This window comes from Nigerium sp. (assembly GCF_039811905.1).
In the GTDB taxonomy this organism is placed as follows: domain Bacteria; phylum Actinomycetota; class Actinomycetes; order Propionibacteriales; family Propionibacteriaceae; genus Propioniciclava.
Genome location: NZ_JBDHZL010000042.1, coordinates 1 through 20,369, shown reverse-complemented (window position 1 = coordinate 20,369; position 20,369 = coordinate 1). Strand labels below are relative to the sequence as shown.

Below are 20,369 nucleotides of genomic sequence, written 5' to 3'. Positions count from 1 at the left end.
TGGTCGGGGTGACAGGATTTGAACCTGCGGCCTCTTCGTCCCGAACGAAGCGCGCTACCAAGCTGCGCCACACCCCGATTGGCCCCGAGGGCCGACGGATACTTTAGCTCACCGGCCCCCAGAATCCTATTTGAGCGCGGCCGCCGGACGCCTCACGCGGCCCGCGGGGCGAGCGTCAGCAGCGTGACCTCGGGCGGGCAGGCGAACCGGAACGGGGCGTACGGCGACATGCCGAGGCCCGCGGAGACGTTCACCCAGGAGGTCGCGTGGCCGCTGGCGTGCCGGAACAGCCCCTTCGCGAGCCGGGGCGGCAGGTCGCAGTTCGACGTCAGGGCGCCGTGGATCGGCACGCACACCTGGCCGCCGTGGGTGTGGCCCGCGAAGATCACCTCGACGCCGTCGTTCGTCATGGCGTCCAGCAGCCGCAGGTAGGGCGCGTGGGTCACGCCCACGTTGAGCGCGCCCGGCTCGGCCGGGCCGGCGACGGCCTCGTAGTGGTCGCGGTGCTCGTGGGCGTCGTCGGTGCCACGGAAGGCGAGCCGCTGCCCGCGGATCGTCAACTCACCCCGGCGGTCGTTCAGGTCGAGCCAGCCGCGCGCGGTCAGCGCGGCACGCAGCTGCTCGGTGGGCAAGTCAGACGCCTGCGGGGCGCCCTTCGACGTCGTCTTCCACAGGTACTTCGCCGGGTTCTTCAGGCGCGGCGACCGGTAGTCGTTCGAGCCGAACACGAAGACGCCCGGGGCATCCAGCAGGCGTCCGAGGGAGCCGAGGAGCGGCTCGAGGGCGTCCGGCGACGCGATGCTGTCGCCCGTGCTGACGACGAGGTCGGAATCCAACCCCGACAGCGACTCCAGAAACGCCCGGCGTCGCCGGTACCAGGGCAGCAGGTGGGCGTCCGAGATGTGCAGGACGCGCAGTGCCTCCGCGTCGGGCGCCAGGACGCCGATCGTCGCCCTGCGGACGCGGTAGGCCGCCGACTCGACGAACGTGCCGTAGGCGACGCAGGACGCCCCGAACGCGGCCGCGCCGAGGGCGGCGCGGCCGAGCAGTGCCCCGCTCACGGCGTCGCGGTGGCGGTCGGCGACGCGGACGCCGAACTGGAGGTGCCGCGAGGCCCGCGGGAGACGCGGATCTCGATCGTGCTGAACTGCCGAGCCTGCGTGCGCGGCGAGATGCTGATCACCTGGCCGCGCGGGACGCTGCGCGAATACTGCCGCGTGACGTCGGTGCTGAAGCTGGCCGCCTCGAGGGCGCTCTTGCAGGCCTCGAGATCCAGGTTGTCGCAACTCGGCACGTTGACCCGCGGCGTGTTGTTCGGCTCCTGACCCGGGCGGACGAACCTCTCGGTCGGGAGGTACGACAGCGCTCGGCGCATCGCCGGCTTCCACAGGCGTGCGCCGGCCTCCTTACCCGACAGGCCCTGGATGTACCCGTTGGCGATGCGGGTGCCCGCCAGGGTGTTCGACCGGCTGCCCTTGAAGCGCTTGGAGGTCTTGTCGACGGTGATCAGGGCGGCGCCGACCAGGTTGGGGGTGTAGCCCATGGTCCAGATGCTGGGCGCGCCGTTGCCGTCGGTGCCGGTCTTGCCGGCCAGGTCGTACCCCGGGATGTCCGCGGCGGCGGCGGTACCGCCCGCACGGAACGCGCCGTGCAGCACGTCGTTCGCGCGGTCGGCGACGACCGGAGAGATCACCTGCTGGCAGTTGCCGTCGGGGATCTGGAAGTTCTTGCCCGTCTTCGCCTTCACCGACTTGATGATGATCGGGTCGCAACGCTTGCCGCGGGCGGCCAGGGTGGCGTAGGCGGTCGCGAGCGACAGCGGCGTGATCTCGGACGTGCCCAGCGTGAACGCCGGCACGACGCTCGAGACGGGCCGGTTCTGCGCGTCGGGGGTGCGGCCGTTGGGCAACTTGCCGTCGGCCCGCAGGCCGGTCAGCATGTCGGCGCCGTCAGCGCGCTTGAGCCCCAGCTTCTGGGCCATCGTGACCGTCTCGCAGACGCCCGCCGACCGCTCCAGCTGGAGGAAGAACGTGTTCGACGACACGCGTGCCCCGTCGTACATGTTGAAGCTGCCGGACGGGCCCGTGGTCACCGGGTGGCCCCAGGTGCCGCGGGCGAAGTTGCCGTTGCACATCGGGAACCACTTGTCGTCGAACCACATCGACTGCGGCGAGTTGTACCGCCGGTACGCCGAGATGCCCTTTTCGAGGGCTGCGGCGATCGTGAACGCCTTGAATGTCGAGCCGCCCGCGTACCCCTCCGCGCCGCCGAGCGCCGCGTCCGCCCCGTAGTTCCAGTAGGTCTCGCCCTTCTTGAGATCGTTGCCGATCTTCGGGCGGCTCTGGGCCATGGCGCGGATGAGGCCGGTGCCGGGCTCGATCATGGCCATGACGCCGATCACCGGGTCGGTCGGCACGATGTAGTTCGAGACGGCGTTCTGAGCCGCGTCTTGGAAGCGCGGGTCGATCATCGTCTGGATCGTGAGGCCGCTGCGGTAGAGGGTGTTCTTGCGCTCGGTCGGCGACTTGCCCAGGCTGTCGAAGGTCAGCAGCGACCGCTCGACGTAGTCGCACAGGTGCGGGTACCGGCTCGCCGTGCAGCCACGGTGGGGGTGCGGCTGCACCTTCGACTGGTCGAACTTGGTCGCCTTCGCGGCCTCCGCGTCCTTCGCGCTGACGACGCCGACCTTGACCATCTGGTCGAGCACCGCGTTGCGTCGGTCGACGGCGAGCTTTTCGTGGCGGACCGGATCGGTCGTCGCGGGGTTACGGACGAGCCCGGCGAGCATCGCCGCCTGCGGCAGCGTGAGCTTCTTGGCGGTCGTGCCGAAGTAGTGCCGGGCGGCCGACTCGACGCCGTAGGAGCCGTCACCGAAGTAAGAGATGTTCAGGTAGCGCTCGAGGATCTCCTCCTTCGAGAGCTTCTGCTCGAGCGCGATCGCGTACCGAAGCTCGAGCATCTTGCGGGCCACGGTGCGGTTCTGCGCCTCAGCCAGCGCGTCTTTGTCGTCTTTGGCGACGGCGTCGTCGAGCAGGACGAGCTTCACGTACTGCTGCGTCAGCGTCGAACCGCCCTGCGTGTTGCCCGACGACGTGCGCACCAGCGCGCGCATCGTGCCGCGCAGGTCGAGGGCGCCGTGCTCGAAGAACCGCTGGTCTTCGATCGCGACCTGCGCCTGCCGCATGATCGGTGCGATGTCGTTGTATTTCACGTACACGCGGTTCTGGTCGTAGAAGTTCGTGAGCTCAGAACCGTCGGCCATGAGGACGCGGGAGCCCTCGGCCTGGGGCGGCGTCTCCAGCTCTTGCGGCAGCGACTCCAGCGCGCCGGCCAGGGACTTGGTCGTCTCGGCCGCGATGCCCGCCGCGGGCACGAAGAGCCCCGCGGTGAGGACGCCGCCGAGTACGCTGACGAGGACGAACATCAGCAGGGAGTACAGCCGACGGCCGAGGGTGGGTACGCGCATAGCACAAAGAGTACGCGAGCCAACGCAGAAACCCGAGCAACGCACGTTCGTCCTCCACCAGGGAGTTGTGCTCCCAGGGGCGGAGTGTTTACCATTTCGTTATTGCCGATCAGTGCTATGAGAGGTAGGCGCGATGTCGCTCCTGGAAACCGAAGACTGGACGTTGAAGGCCAAATGCCGAGGCATGCAGGATCAACTGTTTCCGGATGGGGCCGACCAGAAGCGCGCTCGCGTGGTGTGCATGGGTTGCTCCGTGCGGCCCGTCTGCCTGGCCGAGGCCCTCGACAATCGCATCGAGTGGGGCGTGTGGGGCGGCATGACCGAGCGTGAGCGCCGCCAACTCCTGCGCCAGCACACCGAGATCACCAACTGGAGCCAGGTGCTCTGTCCGCGGCCCTGACGGCCCAGACCATCCGGCCGCCGGGATTGTCGGCGGCGCTCGCTAGGCTGCCACCATGACCAAGTGGGAATACGCGACGGCACCGGTGCTGGTGCACGCGACGAAGCAGATCCTCGACAACTGGGGTGCTGACGGGTGGGAGCTCGTGCAGATCGTCCCCGGGCCCAACCCTCAAAACGTGGTGGCCTACTTCAAGCGGCCCCTCGAGGCCGGCCAGTGACGGCCGACCGTCCCTCCGCCCGGCTCGCCGCCTTGGGCCTGACCCTTCCGCCCGTCGCCAAGCCGCTGGCGGCCTACGTGCCGGCGCTGCGCCAGGGCGACGTGATCCTGACCTCGGGCCAACTGCCGTCGGTCGACGGCGTCCCGGTCGCGATCGGCAAGGCGGGCGACGAGGTCGACCTGCCCACGGCCGTCTCGTGCGCGCGGGTCGCGGCGCTCAATGCGCTGGCGGCCGCGGCGTCCGTCGCGGGTGGCCTCGACGAGATCACCCGGGTCGTGAAGGTGGTCGTCTACGTGGCGAGCGATCCTGACTTCTCCGAGCAGCCGCAGGTGGCCAACGGGGCGAGTGAGCTTCTCGGCGAGTTGTTCGGCGAGGCGGGCCGGCATGTGCGCAGTGCGGTCGGCGTCGCCGTGTTGCCGCTCAACGTGCCGGTCGAGTTGGAGCTGACGGTGGAGGCTCGGGCCTGACGATGGCTGTCGACGCCTCTCAGCCCGGGCGCATCTTCGACGAGCTCGGCCGCCTCTACCCCGACGCGCACTGCGAGCTCGACTTCTCGACGCCGCTGGAGTTGCTGGTGGCCACGGTGCTGTCCGCGCAGTCCACCGACCGGGGCGTCAACCTCGTCACGCCCGCGCTCTTCGCGCGGTATCCGAGCGCCGGTGCGTACGCGGCGGCCGATCGTGCCGAGCTGGAGGGCATGATCCGGCCTACCGGCTTCTACCGGGCGAAGGCCGAGCACCTGATCGGCATCGGCGCCGCGCTCGTCGAGCGGTTCGGCGGCGAGGTGCCAGCCGACCTGGCTGACCTGGTCTCGCTGCCGGGCGTCGGCCGCAAGACGGCCAACGTGGTGCTCGGCGACGCGTTCGGCGTCCCCGGCATCACGACCGACACGCACTTTCTGCGCCTGTCGAGGCGGTTCGGGTGGACGGCGTCGGCGAAACCGCTGGTCGTGGAGGCCGAGGTGGGGGCGCTGTTCGACCCAGCGGACTGGGTGACCCTGTGTCACCGCGTGATCTGGCACGGGCGCCGGCGGTGCCACGCCCGGCGTCCCGCGTGCGGGGCGTGCCCGCTCGAGGGCCTGTGCCCCTCGTACGGGGAGGGCCCCACCGATCCCGAGGTGGCCGCGAAGCTCGTGAAGGAGCCGGCGCGGTGAGGGCTGCGGCGGCGGCCGCGGCGTCCCTGCTGCTGCTGTTGGCCGGGTGCGGCGGCGTCCCGGGGCCGAACGCGCCGCGGGCGCAGGGCGGCGCGGTGGTGCGCACGGCGTCCAGTGATCCGAACACGCCGCAGCTCATCGCTCAGCGCGAGCGGGCGGGGCTGCCCGACTGCCCGGTGCCGGCCGCCGCGGCCGAGCCGGTGAGCTACGGGCTGCCGCCGGTCAGCCTGCCGTGCCTGGGCAGCGACCGGTGGGTCACCCTGTCCGACCTCCGCGGCCGGCCGATGGTGATCAACCTGTGGGCGCAGTGGTGCGACCCGTGTCGCCAGGAGGCGCCGTATCTTCGGCAATTCGCCGACGAGGCCGCGGGCAAGGTCGACGTGATGGGCATCGACATCACCGATCCGCTGCCCGACAAGGCGATCGAGTTCGCGGCGGCGTCCGGGTGGCGGTACCCGCACCTCGTCGATCGGGAGGGTCTGTTGAGCCGGTCGATGCAGGTGCCGGGCATTCCGGTCACGCTGCTGGTGAACGCGGAGGGGCGCATCGTCTACCGTCATACCGGTCCGTTCACGTCGGCGCAGCAGGTGCGCGACCTGGTGAGCGAGCAGTTGGGGGTGGTCTGAGTGGGCGGCAATGTTCCGGGGAGTCTCGACCGGTTGCGTTCGGCGCTGGCGTCGCCCGCGGCGTTGGAGCGGGTCGTCGCCGGGCGTCCGGGCCAGGGCGGCCGGACGGCGGCCGTCCTCATTCTGTTGTCGTTCGACGCGGACGCCGCCGGCCGCGAGCCCGGCGTCGCGGCCGGGCTGCGGTGCGTGTTCATCGAGAAGGCGGCACACCTGCGCCGTCACGCCGGCCAGATCGGGTTCCCCGGCGGCGCGATCGAGCCGGCCGACGGCTCGAAGGTCGCCGCGGCGCTGCGCGAGGCGGAGGAGGAGGTGGGCGTCCGGCCGTCCGAGGTGTCCGTGTTCGGCGTCCTGCCGCCCGCCCACGTCGCGGCCAGCAACTTCGACGCGACGGCGGTCGTCGGGTGGTGGCCCCGGCCGCGTCCGCTCGTGCCCCATGACGTGGGGGAGATCGCGGCCGTCCACGACCTGCCACTGCCGCTGCTGGTCGATCCGGCAGCGCGTTCGACGGCGCGGCATCCGTCCGGGTACACAGGCCCCGCGTTCGTCGTGGGCGACCTCTACATCTGGGGTTTCACCGCGCACCTGCTGGCCGGCCTGTTCGAATTGGCCGGGTGGGACGAGGCGTGGGACGCGGGGCGCTTCTCGGAGATTCCGTCGCGATTCCTGCATGGACGCCGCTAGCGATCAGCCTCTCGTCACCCCTCGGTGTGTCGCTAAGCTGTCCTTCGGCCCGCGGTAGTGCCGTGGGCTCCCTCCCCGACCAGGAAGGACGTGCGCACATGGCGACAGCGACTCCGTGGTGGAAGTCCGCCGTGGTGTACCAGGTCTACCCGCGTTCGTTCGCCGACTCCGACGGCGACGGCGTCGGCGATCTGCGCGGCATCATCAGCAAGATCGACTACCTCGCGACGCTGGGGGTCGACGTCGTCTGGCTGTCGCCGATCTACGCGTCGCCCATGGACGACAACGGGTACGACATCGCGGATTATCAGGCGGTCGACCCGCTGTTCGGCACGCTGGAGGATCTGGACGAGCTGATCCTCGGCCTGCACAACAAGGGCATCAAGCTGGTGATGGACCTGGTGGTGAATCACACGTCCGACGAGCACGCGTGGTTCAAGGAGTCGCGCGACCCGGCGTCCGCGAAGCGCGACTGGTACTACTGGCGTCCGGCGCGTGAGGGGAAGACCCCCGGCGAGCCGGGGGCCGAACCGACCAACTGGGGCTCGTTCTTCAGCGGCCCGGCGTGGACGTACGACGAGGCGTCCGGGGAGTACTTCCTGCACCTGTTCAGCCGGCGCCAGCCGGATCTGAACTGGGAGAATCCCGAGGTCCGCCAGGCGATCTACGCGATGATGCGGTGGTGGGTCGACCGCGGGGTCGACGGATTCCGGATGGACGTGATCAATCTCATCAGCAAGACCCTGCCGCTCGCCGATGGGCCCGAGTCGCCGGGGATGGGCCTCAGCTACGACGTGAGCCTGGTGAGCAACGGGCCGCGGATGATCGAGTTCCTGGAGGAGATGAACCGCGAGGTCGGCATCTCCGAGCGCGGGCTCTTCACCGTCGGCGAGATGATCAACGTCACCGCCGATCAGGCGCGCGAGTACACCAGCCAGTTCCACGACCGGCTGGGCATGGTCTTCACGTTCGAGCACGTGTCGGTCGACCAGGAGCCGGGCGGCATGAAGTGGCAACTCAAGCCCCTCCACCTGCCCGACCTCAAGAAGACGATGGCCGCTTGGCAAGAGGGTTTGGCCGACGAGGGGTGGAACTCCCTGTACTTCTGCAACCACGACCAGCCGCGCGTCGTGTCGCGATTCGGCGACGACTCTCCCGAGCATCGGGCGACGGCGGCGAAGACCATCGCGACCGTTCTGCACCTGCACAAGGGAACGCCGTTCGTCTACCAGGGCGAAGAACTCGGCATGACGAACGCGGGCTTCCGGCGCCTGGAGGACTATCGCGACATCGAGTCGATCAACTTCGCAGCCATGGCCGCCGGCCTCGGCTTCCCCGCCGAGCAGGTGCTCGCCGCCCTCGCGTCGAAGAGTCGCGACAACGCCCGCACCCCGATGCCGTGGACGCCGGAGGGCGGCTTCACCTCGGGGGAACCGTGGCTGGCGATGAACCACACCACGGGGGCGATCAACGCCGAGACCGAGCTGTACGACCGCTCCTCGGTCTTCTACTACTTCCGGCGGCTGATTCAACTGCGGCACCATCGGGCGGTGATCCGGGAGGGCCGATTCGAGCTGCTGCTGCCCGAGGATCCGCGGATCTGGGCCTTCACCCGGACGCTGAAGGATGAGCAGCTGCTCGTCGTGGCGAACATGACGTCGCACGTCGCGGGCGTCCCGGTGGCGGAGCTGCCGAGCCTCGAGCGGGCGGAAATGTTGCTGTCGACCAACTCGAATCCCCGCGATATCCAGGCCCTCGAGCCGTGGGAATCGAAGGTTCTGCTGCTGCGGCGCTGAGGCGTCCTGCCGTGGGACACGCAACAGCGGCCGACGCCCGGGGCGTCGGCCGCTGTTGCATTCGTGCGGCTAGCTCGCCTCGCCGGCCTCGGGGGCGCGGAAGGCGCCCGAATCGGCGACGCCGGGCTCGCCGCTGAACGTCTGCGGCACCGGCTGTCGCGGTGCGGCCTGGCCCTTGTAGACGGTGAGGATGCGACCCTGGCCGTCCGTCGTGAACTGCTTCGAGCCGCGGCTCGCGATCACCTTGACGTCGGCGAGGCCGCTGGAGACGGCGTGGGCGATGGCGTTCTTGGCCTTGACGCCTTCCTCGATCGTCTTCTCCGGCTTCTTGAACTTCATGCGCGTGATGCCGATGACGGCGAGGATCGCCGCGAGAATCAGGTAGACGCCGACGGCGCACAGGAAGCCCCAGCCGAACGCGCCGACGGGGGTTGCGGTGTGCCCCCAGAAGAGGTTCGTGAAGACGAAGCCCAGGCACACGAACAGAACGTTCAGCGCGATGACGCCGAACACGGCCGCGCCGGCCAGTAGGCCGGCACCGATGCCCGCCTTCTTCGCCTGGGGGATGATCTCCGACTTGGCAAGGGCGATTTCCCCCTTGACCAGGGTCGAGATATCAGCCGAGATGTCTTTGACGACATCTCCAACTTCGGGCTGCTCTTCGGGCATGCGTCTCTCCTCCGTTGCTGACTACGGCACATGCTAGCCCGGCCGCGCCAGGGGTTGGTAGCCGATCGGGGAACCGGGCGGGACCGGCCCGCCGGCGCGATCAGAGGGTGATCGGCAGCCCGGGGTCGGGGACGCGCAGCGGCGCCGAGAACTCGCTGTGATCGACGTAGGCCCGCCAGCAGGTGATCCGATAGGGCAGCAGGAGCGGCTCGGGCACGCGGGCGGACGACTCGTACAGGCGTCCGACTTCGTCGAGCAGGGCGGTGCGCCGCTCGTCGTCGAGGTCGGGGAACCGGCGCGCGACCATCTCGAGCAGGCCCACCCGCGCGATCGGAACCCAGAGCCGGAAGCTCTTCTTCTCGATCTCGGGGAAGAACGGGGACGCCGTGAGCTCCTCGACCGAATGGTCGCCGTAGTCGCCGGTCATCGCCTCGGGATCGATGCTCTGCATGAGCGCGACCAGGCGTTTCACCCACGGAACCGAGTCGTCGCGGACGGTGAACGCCACGGCCAGATGCCCGCCCGGACGCAGCACGCGCGCGATCTCGGGTAGCGCCTTCGCCAGGTCGAGCGTGTGGAGGCTCTGGTTGGCCACCACGGTGTCGAAGGCGCAGGGGACGAAGGGCATGCGGTCGGCGTCGGAGACGGTCGGCAGCGCGCCCGGCGCGCGCTCGAGCAGCGTGCGGACGCCGGCCGGGTCAGGATCGTTCGCGGTGAGCCGGTCGCCGCGCGCGGCAAGCATCGGCATCAGCGGGGCGCACGTGCGGCCGAGCGCCAGGACCCGGGCGGTGGGGGCGTCGATGAGCCAGTCCAGTGCGGCGGCTGGGAAGGCGGACGAGCTCTTGGACGACGTCATGCCCACGATGGTAAGGGCTGGCGACGGGCGCGATCGGCAACCGTGCCCGGATGGACCGGTCACTTATCCACAGGCGAGAAACTCGGTGACACGAATCGGGGGTTCGTCCCCACTGTGGAGAGTGTGAGAACCAATCCGATCCGAACGATTCTGTGGACGCGCGACGAGCGCGTCGGCGACGCCGTGCTCTCGACCGCCGCCGCCTTGGGGGTAGGGGTCGAGGCGGCCGGTTCGCTCGACGATCTCGTGCGTCGCTGGGGCGCGGCCGACCTGGTGCTGGTGGGCGGCGACGAGGCGGCCGGGGTGGCGGGCGCCTCGCCGCCGCGCCGCGAGCGCGTGTTCGTCGTGGGCTTCGACGCGGGCGAACTGAGCTCGTGGTCGGTGCCGATCGGGGCGGAGGTGATTCCGCTGCCCCACGGGTCGGCGTGGCTCTCGGCGGTGATGTCGGCCGAGCCCGAGGGCCACTCGCCGCTCGTCGCCGTGGTGGGCGGCAGCGGCGGGGTCGGGGCGTCCACCCTGGCGGCGGGCCTGTCGTACGCCGCGCGGCGCCGCGGGCTGGCGTCCGCCCTGGTCGATGCCGACCCGTGCGGGGGCGGCCTCGACCTGCTCGTCGGAGCCGAGCGGTCGCCCGGCTGGCGCTGGCCGCGGCTGTCGGGGGCGCGGGGCGAGGTGAGCGATGTCCGGCAGTTCCTGCCGCAGGCCGAGGGGGTGACGCTCGTGTCGATGGGTCGGCCCGATCCGGGCGGGGGCGGGGCGGACGCGGTGGGCCCTCCGTCGCCCGAGTCGCTGCAGGCGGTGCTCGGCTCGCTGCTGCGGCACCACGACCTCGTGGTGGTCGATGCCGGGCGGGCGCCTGCGGCGGGCGTCCGGCAGCAGTTGCGGGTGTCGTCGACGGTGCTGGTGGCGGGGGCGGACGTCCGGGCGGTGGCGGCGGCAGACGCGACGCGGCGATCGCTGGAGTTGGAGTCGCCGCTGCTCGCGGTGCGCGCCGGGCCTGTGCCAGCGCCCCTGGTGGGGGAGGCGTTGGGGCTTGCCGTGGCCGGGGCGGTTCCGACCGACCGGCGGGTGGCGCGGGCGGCCGAGGCCGGCGCGCCGCCGGGCCGGTCGGCGCGCGGGCCGTGGGCGAAGGCGGTCGACCGGCTGCTGGCGACGGTGCTGGAGGCGTCCGATGAGGGTTGAGCTCGACGAGGTGCGCGCCCGGCTGAGCGAGCGGGGGGAGGCGGCGACGCCGGTCGCCGTCGCGGAGGCCCTGGGGTGGCTGGGGCACGTGGTCAGCGATGCGTCCGTCTGGGCGACGGTGTCGGCCCTGCGGCGTGACAGCACGGGCGCCGGCCCGCTGGAGCCGCTGTTACGCGAGCCCGGCGTCACCGATGTGCTGGTGAACGGGGCGGGCGCCGTCTACGTCGACCGGGGCGCAGGGTTGGAGCGGGCGGAGGTGGAGTTCGAGTCGGAGGAGCACGTGCGGCGGCTGGCCGTCCGGCTCGCGGCGCAGGTGGGCCGCCGTCTCGACGACGGGCAGCCGTTCGTGGACGCCCGGCTGCCCGACGGCACGCGCGTGCACGCCGTGCTGGGGAGCGTCGCAGACCCGGGTACGTGCATCTCGCTGCGCATCCCGGCGCGGGTACGCCTGTCGCTGGCCGACTGGCGGGCCGGCGGCGGCCTGAGCGCCGAGGCAATGGCGGCGCTGCGCGGCCTGGTGGCCCGGCGGGCGGCGTTCCTGGTGTCCGGGGGCACGGGCAGCGGCAAGACGACGTTGCTGTCGTCGCTGCTGGGCGAGGTGCCGGCGACGGAGCGACTGGTGATCGCGGAGGACTCGCGGGAGCTCGACCCGCCGCACCCGCACGTCGTCCGGTTGGAGGGGCGGCCGCCGAACGCCGAGGGCGCCGGTGCGGTCACGCTGACGGCGCTGGTGCGGCAGGCGCTGCGGATGCGTCCGGATCGGCTGATCCTCGGCGAGGTGCGCGGTGCCGAGCTCACGGACCTTCTGATGGCGCTGAACACGGGTCACGAAGGCGGGTGCGGAACCGTGCACGCCAACGCGCCCGACGCGGTGCCGGCCCGGCTCGAGGCGCTGGGTGCGCTGGGCGGGCTGAGCCGGGACGCCCTGCACGCGCAGGCGTCCGCCGCCCTGGACGCGCTGGTGCACGTGCGGCGCGGGGCGGGTGGTGGCCGAAGGTACGTCTCCGAGATCGCCATGCTTCGTTCGGGGGCGGACGGCCTCGTCAGGGCGGTGTCGGCGCTCGTGTGCGACGAGTCCGGGGACGCGCGGCGGGGGCCGGGGTACCCGGCGTTGAGGGCGCTGATCGGGTGAGGAGACGGGGGCCGGGATGACGTGGGTGTGGGTCGGGCTCGCCGCGGTGCTGGCCGGCGGCGCGGCGGGGCTGGCGGTGCCGGCGCCGGGGCTGAGACGTGGGCGTCCGGGGCGCTCGGGGGTGCGGGAGGCGTCCGGGTCGCCGCTGATCTGGGCGGTGGCGTCCGGGGCCGTGTTGGTGTGCGCCGTGGGAGTCTGGGCCGGCCCGTCGGCCGGCGCGGTCGCCGCGTGCGCGGCGATGCTCACAGGCACGGTGGGCGGGCTGACGCTCCGGCATGGACGCCGCCGTGCGGCCGGTCGCCGGGCCGACGAGGTCGCCCGGGCGGGTCAGGTGCTCGCCGGGCTGCTGCGGGTGGGGCAGATCCCGGTCGTCGCGCTCGACGGGGCGGCGGAGGAGAGCGCGGCCTTGCGGGAGGCGGTGGCGGTGCGCAGGGTCGGCGGCGAGGTGCCGGGGGCGCTCCGGCGAGCGGGGGAGGCCCCGGGCGGGGAGGGGCTCGTCGATCTGGCGCGGGCGTGGGAGGTCTCGGAGCGAACGGGGGCGTCCATGTGCGCGGCCATCGAGGCGACGGCGGAGCGGCTGGCGGCCGAGCACGAGACCGAGCGGACGGTGTCGGCGGAACTGTCGGCGCCGCGGGCGTCAGGGAGGCTGATGGGCGCGCTACCGCTGGTGGGCGTCCTGCTGGGCTACGGGTTCGGCGGCGACCCGCTCCGCTTCCTGACCGGCACGGCGGTGGGCAACGCGTGCCTCGTGGCGGGCGTCGGGTTGGCGTGCGCCGGGGTCTGGTGGACCGACCGGATCGCGGACGGGGGCGTCCGGTGAGCGGGTGGGCGGCCCTCGCGGCGGGGTTGGCCTTGGTGGCCGTCCGGTTGGCGCGTCCGCCGGGCCTGGGGAGGCTACGGAGTCGGCGTGGGGGGCGGAGCGTCGCGGTGGCGGGCGTGTGGGCGCGAGCCCGCGCGTGGTGGACGGCGGTGCGGGGGCGGCGATGGCAGGCGTCCGTGCGTGCCGATGTGCCGCAGGTGTGCGACCTGCTGGCGGTGTGCCTGGAGGCCGGGCAGCCGCCGCGCGGGGCGTTACGCCTCGTCGCCGAGGTGTCAGGCGACGCGACGAGCGGCGTGCTCGGCGTCGTGGCCCATCAGATCGACCTCGGCATCGACGAGCGGAGGGCGTGGGCGAGCCTGGGGGACGCCCCCGGGTACGCCGCCGTGGCGCGCGACCTGAGCCGGTCGGTCGGCACGGGGGTCGCCCTGGCGGGGCTGCTGCGGCAGCATGCGCGAGACGCCCGGCGCGCGGCGGCGGCGGCGGCGCAGGTCGGTGCGCGCCGGGCGGGGGTGCGCAGCGTCGTGCCCCTCGTGCTGTGCTTCCTGCCCGCCTTCTTCCTGCTGGGGGTCGCGCCGATCTTCGGCGGCCTGTTCGCGCGGTGAGGTGACGGGTTGTCCACAGATCGAGGGCGGGTCGAAGCGTCGTCCACAGGCCGCGAACTCGGTGACACGAAACGGCGGTCGATCCCCATCGTGGAGGGTGTGCCGCGGTGGTGCGGCGAGGGGAGCAAGGAGGGGCACATGACCGAGATGTTCGAGGGGCACGAGGCGGTCGACGGCGAGATCGGCGAGGTCGCTGTCGTGGCGGACGAGGCGGGGGAGGTGGCGGCGCCCGGCGACGAGCGCGGCATGACGACGGCGGAGTACGCGGTCGGTGTGGTGTTGGTGATCACCCTCGTCACGATCGTGATCAAGGCGTTGCAGGCCGGTTGGTTCGCGGCGCTCATCAAGACGCTCATCGGCGTCATCTTCAAGGCGATCACTGGGGCGTTCTGACCGTTGACTGACCGTTGACCGGGCTGGCCAAGGCCGGCCCACGACCACAGGCGTCGCCCCGTGTGGGGCGGGGCGACGCCGGCGGGGAGGGGGAGCGATGGAGGCGACCGGCTCGAGGGAGCGGGGCATGGCGACCGCCGAGCTCGCGATGGTGAGCCTGGTGGTGGCGATGCTGACGGCCGTCGTCGTGTGGCTGATCGGGGCGCTGGCCCTGCTGAATCTCTGCCAGGTGAGCGCGAACGAGGTGGCGCGCCAAGAGGCGCGGGGGGATCGGGCCGCGGTGGCGCGGGCCGAGCGTGACGCCCCGGCGGGCGCCACCGTGACCCGGCGTCACGAGGGGGGCGCGACGGTCGTCGAGGTCGGCGCGCAGGCCCGGTTCGGCGGCCTGTTCACGTGGCCGGTCCGGGCGCGGGCCGCGGTGCTCGACGAGGGCGGTCGGCGATGACAAGACGGGCGGCGGAGGGCGACCGCGGCGAACGGGGCAACGCGACCGGCCTCGTCGCCGTCGGGGTGCTGCTCGTCGGGGTGCTGGTGGCCGTGTTCGTGATCGCCTCGGCGTACCGGGCCACGGCGCACCGGGTGCAGGGGGCGGCCGATCTTGCCGCCGTGGCGGGCGGGCAGGCGGTGCTGGCGGGCGGCGACGGCTGTGCTGCGGCGTCGGGCTCGGCGTCCGTCAACCACGTGAGCGTCACGTCGTGCCGGGTGTCCGGCGACGAAATCGACTTCGTGGTGACGGTCGCCGTCCGGGGCGACCCGGGGTGGCGTCCGTTCGGCCTGTCGCTGGCGGTGGACGCCCACGCGAACGCCGGCGTCCTGCAGGAGGAGTCGTGACCGGGTCAGCCGGGCAGCAGCGCCGCGACGAGCACGGCCGCCCCCCGCTTGTCGAGCGGGTCGTTGCCGCTCCCGCATTTGGGGGACACCACGCAGGCGGGGCAGCCGTCGGCGCAGGGGCAGTCGCGCAGACGTTCGAGGGTGGCCCGCCACCACTGGTCGGCCTTCTCGTAGCCGAGTTCGGCGAAGCCGGCTCCACCGGGATTGCCGTCGTGGACGAAGACGGTGAGGCGGCCGGTGTCGGGGTGATGCACGGTGGAGAGCCCGCCGATGTCCCAGCGGTCGCAGGGCACGAGGGCGGGCAGCAGGCCGATCGCGGTGTGCTCGGCCCCGTGCACCGCGCCGGGCAACTCGGCCGGCTCGATGTCGAGCACGCTGAGCACGTCGTCGGGCAGCGTCCACCAGGTGGCCTTGGTGGTCATGTGGCGTTCGGGCAGGGCGAGCGGGGTGGAATCCCACACGTCGCCGGTCCGGGAGTCGCGCCGCAGGTAGCCGGTGACCTGGCTCGCCAGCTCGACGGTGCCGTACGACAGGGTGCCGAGGCCGAGAGGCCGCGTCCGGTCGACCCCGAGCACGCGCACGCCGGCGACGGCCTGCGGCTGGGTGAAGTACGTGCCGTCCGCGGGCACGACGAGGGCGACACGGTCGTGCTCGTCGACGTCGACCACGAGCCACTGATCGCCCTGGTGCACGTAGACCGCCTCAGGGTGCAGCGTGCGGTCGGCGGCCGACGGGTCGACCTGGCCGATGAGGCGTCCGGTGGCCTCGTCGACAACCTCGAAGGCACGCCCGTGCATGGAGCGCAGATCGATCGAGTCGACGGCACGCTGCGGGTGCGTCCAGAACCAGGCGGAGGCGCGGCGTCGCAGCATGCCCTGGTGGGCGAGCTGCTCGGCGAGGGGCACGGTCCGGGGGCCGAAGTAGTCGGTGTCCGCTTCGGTGAGGGGCGCTTCCTGGGCGGCGGCGGCCAGGTGCGGGCCCAGCACGTAAGGGTTGTCGGGGTAGACCACCGTGCGTTCGACCGGCCGGTCGAAGATGAGCTCGGGGTGCTCGACCAGATAGGCGTCCAGAGGGTCTTCGCGCGCGACGAGCACGGCGAGGGCGTCCTGCCCCGAGCGTCCGGCGCGGCCGACCTGCTGCCAGAGGGCGGCCAGGGTGCCGGGGAAGCCGGCGGTGACGACGGCGTCCATGCCGGCGATGTCGACGCCGAGTTCGAGCGCGTTCGTCGCGGCGACGCCGCGCAGCGCTCCGGTGGTCAGGGCGCGCTCGATGGAGCGGCGGTCGGCCGCCAGGTAGCCGCCCCGGTAGGAGGCGATCGTCTCGGGGCGGCCCGAGAGCTCGCGGGCGCGGATGGCGACGAGTTCGGCCTGAATCCGGGAGGTGGTGAACACGAGGGCCTGGCCCGTTTCGGTGAGTCCGGCCAGGAGGCGGGCGGCGTCCTCGGTGAGGCTGGGCGTGGGCCGACGGAGCACGAAGTCGAGACCGGGGGCCGGCGAGGCGTCGGTGTCGACGAGGGCGACGTCGCTCAGGCCGGCGAGCGACCGGCCCACGTCGTCGGCGTCCGCGATGGTCGCGGAGGCGAAGACGAAGGTCGGGCTCGAGCCGTAGAGCGCGCACACGCGCCGGAGGCGTCGCAGCACCGCCGAGACGTGGGCGCCGAAGACGCCCTTGTAGCGGTGGGCCTCGTCGATGACCACGTACCGCAGATCGGCGAGGAACCGAGACCACTGCCGATGGGCGGGCAGCACGGAGCGGTGCAGCATGTCGGGGTTGCTGAGCACGTAGTGGGCGAACTCGCGGGCGAAGCGGCGTTCGTCGCGGTCGGAGTCGCCGTCGAGCGCAGAGACCCGCCACTCGTCGTGATCGAACCCGAGCTCGGTGCACACGCGCACCTGGTCGTGGGCGAGGGCCTTCGTCGGGGCCAGGTAGAGCGCCGTGTGCCGCGGCGGCAGGTCGAGGCGCAGGGCGCTGCGCGCGCGTCCGGTGTCGGGCGCGGGGGCGCCGAGGCGTCCGTCGAGGCCTGCGGCGAGCACGGGCAGCAGGTAGGCGAGGGACTTGCCGGACGCGGTGCCCGTCGCGATCGCGACGTGCCGGCCGCGGAAGGCCGCGTCGGCCGCGATCGCCTGATGGGCCCAGGGGCGCTCGATGCCGCGACGGTGAAGGGCTGCCCGGACGCGGTCGGAGACCCAGTCGGGCCACTCGGCCGGGCTGCCGGCCCGGGCAGGGCGATGGTGGAGATGCGCGGTGTTCTCGTCGAGCAGCCACTCGGGCGGCGTCACGGGTCCGCCCGGTGGGTCACGCGGCCGGCGCACACGGTGGCGAGCACCGGCATGCCTCGCAGCAGCGCGCGGGCGTCCTCAGGGCGCTCGCAGGGGCGTAACGGGTCGTCACCGAGCACGACGAGGTCGCCTCGCCCGCCCGGCGCCAGCCGCTGGCCGTCGACCGAGCAGGCAAGCGTCTCGGCGACCGTCAGCGACTGCTCGGGGTGCCAGGCCTCGCGCTCGTCGCCGGAGCGGTGGACCGCGGCGGCCATCGCCAGCCACGGGTCGAGCGGCGCGACGGGGGCGTCCGAGCCGAACAGCAGCCGCACGCCGGCGTCCTGGAGGGAGCGCATCATGAACGCACGCTCGGTGCGGTCGGCCCAGCAGTCGTCCGCGATGTCGCGATCGTCGAGCACGTGGGCGGGCTGGATGCTGGCGGCGATGCCCAGGTCGGCGAGGCGTCCGATGTCGTCGAGGCGGAGAAGTTGCGCGTGCTCGACGCGTCCGTGGACGCCGGTGGCGGCGAAGGCGTCCAGCACGGCCTGGTTCGCGCGGTCCCCGATGGCGTGGGTCGCGACGCCGAGCCCGTGGGAGTCGGCGCGCTCGATGAGCGCACGCAGCTCCTCGCCGGTGAGGTTCGGGGCGCCGCAGTCGGCGTCGCCCGGAGCGGAGAGGTACGGCTGGCAACACCACGCGGTGCGGGTGCCGAGGGAACCGTCCGTGATGATCTTCAGCGGCCCCATCGTGACGAGCCCCTCGCCGCCGGGCAGGGCGCCGCCGGTGGACAGGCCGAGCCCGATCGCCTCGTCGAGCTGGTGCGGGTAGACGCTCGCCACGACGCGGATGAGGTCGAGGCCGTCGGCGACCAGGCGTGGCCACTGCCGGAAGGAGTCGGAGAACTCGAAGTCCACGATGCCGGTGATGCCGCGCGCGGCCATGCCCGCGACGACGCTGCGGATGAGCTGCGGGCTCGGATCGAACCCCGGCAACTCGGAGAGCCGGTCGATCACGCTGAACCAGTCGTTCTCGGCGTGGGCCGTGTCGCGGTGGGGGAGACCCAGCGCGGCCTGGGCGCGGGAGTTCAGCCAGCCGTTGTGGGCGTCCCCGGCGATGGCGATCACGAGCCGGTCCCCGCTGATCGCGTCGAGGTCGGCGACGGACGCCGGGGAGGGCCAGGTGACGCTGCGATAGCCGAAGCCGGTCACGACCTGGTGCGGGTCGGCACCCGAGGCGTCCAATCGGGCGATGTGGGCGGCGAGCCGGTCGAGCGCCTCGCGCGCCGACGCGGTGCCGGCCAGGTCGACCCAGGTGGTCGACCGGATCCACTGCCCGGCGTGCACGTGGTGGTCCCACAGCCCCGGGATGGTCCAGTGGCCACCGGCGTCCAACTCGTCCTCGCCGGGCACGCGCTCCAGGCGAGGCGCGACCTCGACGATCATGCCGTCGGCGATCCGAAGGTCCACGGGGGCGACGTCGGGCCGCGAGTCGACTCCGTCCAGGGGCACAGGGCGCGCGTTCCGGACCAGGAGCCTGCCGCGACCAGGCGTGGCTCCCGGCGGCGACGGATGCGTGGACGTCGCGGACCCCTCGGGCGCCGACGCGCCCCATCCGGGCGGGCGTTGGCTCGGAACGGTCGTCACGGTCGATCCTTTCGGTCGCTCAGGGTTCGGGCCGCAGCGGGCGGGCGTGCCAGGCTTGGGTCATGTTGTCAGACTCCTACCTCAGCACGCTTGCCGACCGTCTTCGGGACGCCGACTACACGTTCGACCCCGTCATGCGGCGGCTGGGGGACGCCGGCGCGGCCGGGCTCGCGCGGAACACGACGCTGGCGGCGGAGGATGCCCTCGGCGACGACCGCGACGCGCAGGCGACCCTGATGCGGCTGTGGCTGGTGCAGCACACCGTACCGCGCCCCGAGGTCGAGCGGGTCCTGGGTCCGGTGGGCCCGCTGGTGGAGGCGGGCATCCTCGCGGTGGAGGCCGATCGGGTTCGGGGGCTCGCCGAGATCCGGCCGTACGCGGCGGAGGCGACGGCGTCCACCCCGGCGCTCGACGGCTGGGTGTGCCACGACCCGCTCAACCACCTCGACGAGCGGCCCAACGAGACGCGTCCCGATTTCGTCCTCGGAGTCTCGCCGGCGTCCACGACGCTCGCGCAACTGACCCAGCGCCGCCCGGTCGGGCGGGCGCTCGACCTGGGCACGGGCTGCGGCGTCCAAGCGCTGCACCTCGCCCAGCACGCCGGGCACGTGATCGCCACGGACGTCAACCAGCGCGCTCTCGCGCTCGCCGGCGTCACGACCCGCCTCAACGGAGTGGACGCCGACCTGCGGTTCGGCTCCCTCTACGAGCCGGTCGCCGACGAGGGGTTCGACCTGATCGTGACGAACCCGCCGTTCGTCATGTCGCCGCCCTCCGTGCACCGGCTGACGTACCGCGAAGGCAGCCTCCCGGGCGACCGGCTCGTCGAGCAGGTCGTCACCGGCGGCGGCCGGCGCCTGAACCCGGACGGCACGATGCAGGTGCTGTGCAACTGGGCGATTCTGCGCGGCGAGCCCTTCGAGGAGCGGCTCGCCGGCTGGATCCGCCCCACCGGCTGCGACGGCCTCGTCATCGAGCGCGAGCGCCTCGACCCCTACGAATACGCCGAGATCTGGCTCAGCGACGCCGGCACCAATTGGCGCCCGGACTACCGCGAACGGTACCGCGAGTGGATCGGCTACCTCGACGCCCTCGGCATCGAGGGGGTCGGCATGGGCTGGGTGTCGCTGCGGCAGGCTGGGCGCGACGTGCCCGATATCCGCGTCGAGCAGTGGCCCCACGCCGTCTACCAGCCGATCGGGGACGCCTTGGCGGCCCAGCAGTGGGCGGTCGACCTGGCCGGCGTCCCCGACGACGCGCTGCTCGCCACGCGGTGGCGCCTGCATCCCGGCGTCGTCCAGGAGACCACCGGACGCCCCGGCGAGCCCGACCCCGAGCACATCGTCCTGCGCCAGTCCTACGGGCTCGGCTGCGCGGTGGAGGCCGACACCGGGTTGGCGGCGTTCGCGGGGGCGTCCGACGGCGACCTCACCGCCGGGCAGATCATCGACGCCATCGCGACCCTGCTCGACGTGGACGCCGCGGCGCTCCGCGCGGACCTCACCCCCCGCGTCCGCGAACTCGTCCGCGACGGCTACCTCGTGGAGTGAGAAGGACGCCCCGGCCGGGCGCCCCACGACGGCCCCACGGCGCCGGCGACGGTGCGCGACGCCGACCGTGCCAGCCTCGCCCCGGACGCCCCGG

The 20,369-nt window shown here is 72.7% G+C and carries 21 protein-coding genes and 1 tRNA gene; 15 read left to right on the top strand and 7 right to left on the bottom strand.

The genetic code is table 11. The features are described from left to right. From WMJ97_RS08825 to WMJ97_RS08815, 3 genes are all read right to left on the bottom strand, one after another. Window positions 1–77 (bottom strand) — tRNA-Pro (locus WMJ97_RS08825). 75 nt (window positions 78–152) lie between these two features. Next, on the bottom strand, window positions 153–1,061 hold the full coding sequence (locus WMJ97_RS08820; RefSeq protein WP_347348618.1) for a metallophosphoesterase: 909 nt from the start codon (window positions 1,059–1,061) through the stop codon (window positions 153–155). After that, the gene (locus tag WMJ97_RS08815; RefSeq protein ID WP_347348617.1) at window positions 1,058–3,466 is read right to left on the bottom strand and encodes a penicillin-binding protein; all 2,409 of its coding nucleotides are present in this window, start codon (window positions 3,464–3,466) and stop codon (window positions 1,058–1,060) included. Before WMJ97_RS08815 ends, WMJ97_RS08820 begins: the two co-directional genes overlap by 4 nt. 133 nt (window positions 3,467–3,599) lie before the next feature. Between WMJ97_RS08815 and WMJ97_RS08810 the strand changes: the two genes are divergently transcribed. From WMJ97_RS08810 to WMJ97_RS08780, 7 genes are all read left to right on the top strand, one after another. Beyond that, window positions 3,600–3,866, top strand: coding sequence for a WhiB family transcriptional regulator (locus WMJ97_RS08810; protein WP_347348616.1), 267 nt, complete (start codon window positions 3,600–3,602; stop codon window positions 3,864–3,866). A gap of 55 nt (window positions 3,867–3,921) precedes the next feature. Continuing rightward, window positions 3,922–4,086, top strand: a complete 165-nt coding sequence (locus tag WMJ97_RS08805) for a DUF4177 domain-containing protein (RefSeq protein WP_347348615.1) — start codon at window positions 3,922–3,924, stop codon at window positions 4,084–4,086. Then, window positions 4,083–4,553 carry a RidA family protein gene (locus WMJ97_RS08800; RefSeq protein WP_347348614.1) on the top strand — a complete coding sequence of 157 codons (471 nt, stop codon included), beginning with the start codon at window positions 4,083–4,085 and terminating at the stop codon, window positions 4,551–4,553. The genes WMJ97_RS08805 and WMJ97_RS08800 overlap by 4 nt, the downstream gene beginning before the upstream one ends. A 2-nt stretch (window positions 4,554–4,555) precedes the next feature. Then, on the top strand, window positions 4,556–5,239 hold the full coding sequence (gene nth, locus WMJ97_RS08795) for an endonuclease III (protein WP_347348613.1): 684 nt from the start codon (window positions 4,556–4,558) through the stop codon (window positions 5,237–5,239). Further along, entirely contained in the window at window positions 5,236–5,865 is a 630-nt protein-coding gene (locus tag WMJ97_RS08790) for a TlpA disulfide reductase family protein (protein WP_347348612.1), read from the top strand. The genes nth and WMJ97_RS08790 overlap by 4 nt, the downstream gene beginning before the upstream one ends. Then, window positions 5,866–6,546, top strand: coding sequence for a CoA pyrophosphatase (locus WMJ97_RS08785; RefSeq protein ID WP_347348611.1), 681 nt, complete (start codon window positions 5,866–5,868; stop codon window positions 6,544–6,546). It begins immediately after the preceding gene. Between the two features lie 98 nt (window positions 6,547–6,644). Beyond that, window positions 6,645–8,342 (top strand): alpha-glucosidase, encoded by a 1,698-nt coding sequence (locus tag WMJ97_RS08780; RefSeq protein WP_347348610.1) that lies wholly within the window; start codon window positions 6,645–6,647, stop codon window positions 8,340–8,342. Between the two features lie 69 nt (window positions 8,343–8,411). On the opposite strand, the gene WMJ97_RS08775 is transcribed toward WMJ97_RS08780, so the two are convergent. Beyond that, window positions 8,412–9,011, bottom strand: a complete 600-nt coding sequence (locus WMJ97_RS08775; RefSeq protein WP_347348609.1) for a phage holin family protein — start codon at window positions 9,009–9,011, stop codon at window positions 8,412–8,414. Between the two features lie 100 nt (window positions 9,012–9,111). Then, window positions 9,112–9,867 carry a class I SAM-dependent methyltransferase gene (locus tag WMJ97_RS08770; protein WP_347348608.1) on the bottom strand — a complete coding sequence of 252 codons (756 nt, stop codon included), beginning with the start codon at window positions 9,865–9,867 and terminating at the stop codon, window positions 9,112–9,114. Window positions 9,868–9,990: 123 nt separating this feature from the next. On the opposite strand from WMJ97_RS08770, the gene ssd reads away from it, so the two are divergent. The 7 genes from ssd (at window position 9,991) to WMJ97_RS08735 (ending at window position 14,824) form a co-directional block, all read left to right on the top strand. Beyond that, entirely contained in the window at window positions 9,991–11,046 is a 1,056-nt protein-coding gene (gene ssd / locus WMJ97_RS08765; RefSeq protein ID WP_347348607.1) for a septum site-determining protein Ssd, read from the top strand. Further along, window positions 11,036–12,178, top strand: a complete 1,143-nt coding sequence (locus WMJ97_RS08760) for a TadA family conjugal transfer-associated ATPase (RefSeq protein ID WP_347348606.1) — start codon at window positions 11,036–11,038, stop codon at window positions 12,176–12,178. The genes ssd and WMJ97_RS08760 overlap by 11 nt, the downstream gene beginning before the upstream one ends. A gap of 16 nt (window positions 12,179–12,194) precedes the next feature. Next, window positions 12,195–12,998 carry a hypothetical protein gene (locus tag WMJ97_RS08755; RefSeq protein WP_347348605.1) on the top strand — a complete coding sequence of 268 codons (804 nt, stop codon included), beginning with the start codon at window positions 12,195–12,197 and terminating at the stop codon, window positions 12,996–12,998. A gap of 176 nt (window positions 12,999–13,174) precedes the next feature. Continuing rightward, a complete protein-coding gene (locus WMJ97_RS08750; RefSeq protein WP_347348604.1) occupies window positions 13,175–13,600 on the top strand; it encodes a type II secretion system F family protein in 426 nt (141 codons plus the stop codon). 138 nt (window positions 13,601–13,738) lie between these two features. After that, complete coding sequence (locus WMJ97_RS08745) at window positions 13,739–13,993, top strand: hypothetical protein (protein WP_347348603.1); 255 nt, start codon at window positions 13,739–13,741, stop codon at window positions 13,991–13,993. A 127-nt stretch (window positions 13,994–14,120) separates the two neighbouring features. Further along, window positions 14,121–14,438 (top strand): TadE family type IV pilus minor pilin, encoded by a 318-nt coding sequence (locus WMJ97_RS08740; RefSeq protein ID WP_347348602.1) that lies wholly within the window; start codon window positions 14,121–14,123, stop codon window positions 14,436–14,438. Continuing rightward, a complete protein-coding gene (locus WMJ97_RS08735) occupies window positions 14,435–14,824 on the top strand; it encodes an Rv3654c family TadE-like protein (RefSeq protein ID WP_347348601.1) in 390 nt (129 codons plus the stop codon). Before WMJ97_RS08740 ends, WMJ97_RS08735 begins: the two co-directional genes overlap by 4 nt. Window positions 14,825–14,829: 5 nt before the next feature. Here WMJ97_RS08735 and WMJ97_RS08730 read toward each other — a convergent pair whose 3' ends face one another. Continuing rightward, window positions 14,830–17,103 carry a DEAD/DEAH box helicase gene (locus WMJ97_RS08730; protein WP_347348600.1) on the bottom strand — a complete coding sequence of 758 codons (2,274 nt, stop codon included), beginning with the start codon at window positions 17,101–17,103 and terminating at the stop codon, window positions 14,830–14,832. Beyond that, window positions 17,100–18,590, bottom strand: coding sequence for an amidohydrolase family protein (locus tag WMJ97_RS08725; RefSeq protein ID WP_347348599.1), 1,491 nt, complete (start codon window positions 18,588–18,590; stop codon window positions 17,100–17,102). Before WMJ97_RS08725 ends, WMJ97_RS08730 begins: the two co-directional genes overlap by 4 nt. Before the next feature lie 197 nt (window positions 18,591–18,787). Here WMJ97_RS08725 and WMJ97_RS08720 point away from each other — a divergent pair, with 197 nt between their 5' ends. Then, entirely contained in the window at window positions 18,788–20,275 is a 1,488-nt protein-coding gene (locus tag WMJ97_RS08720) for a methyltransferase (RefSeq protein ID WP_347348598.1), read from the top strand. Window positions 20,276–20,369 lie beyond the last annotated feature (94 nt).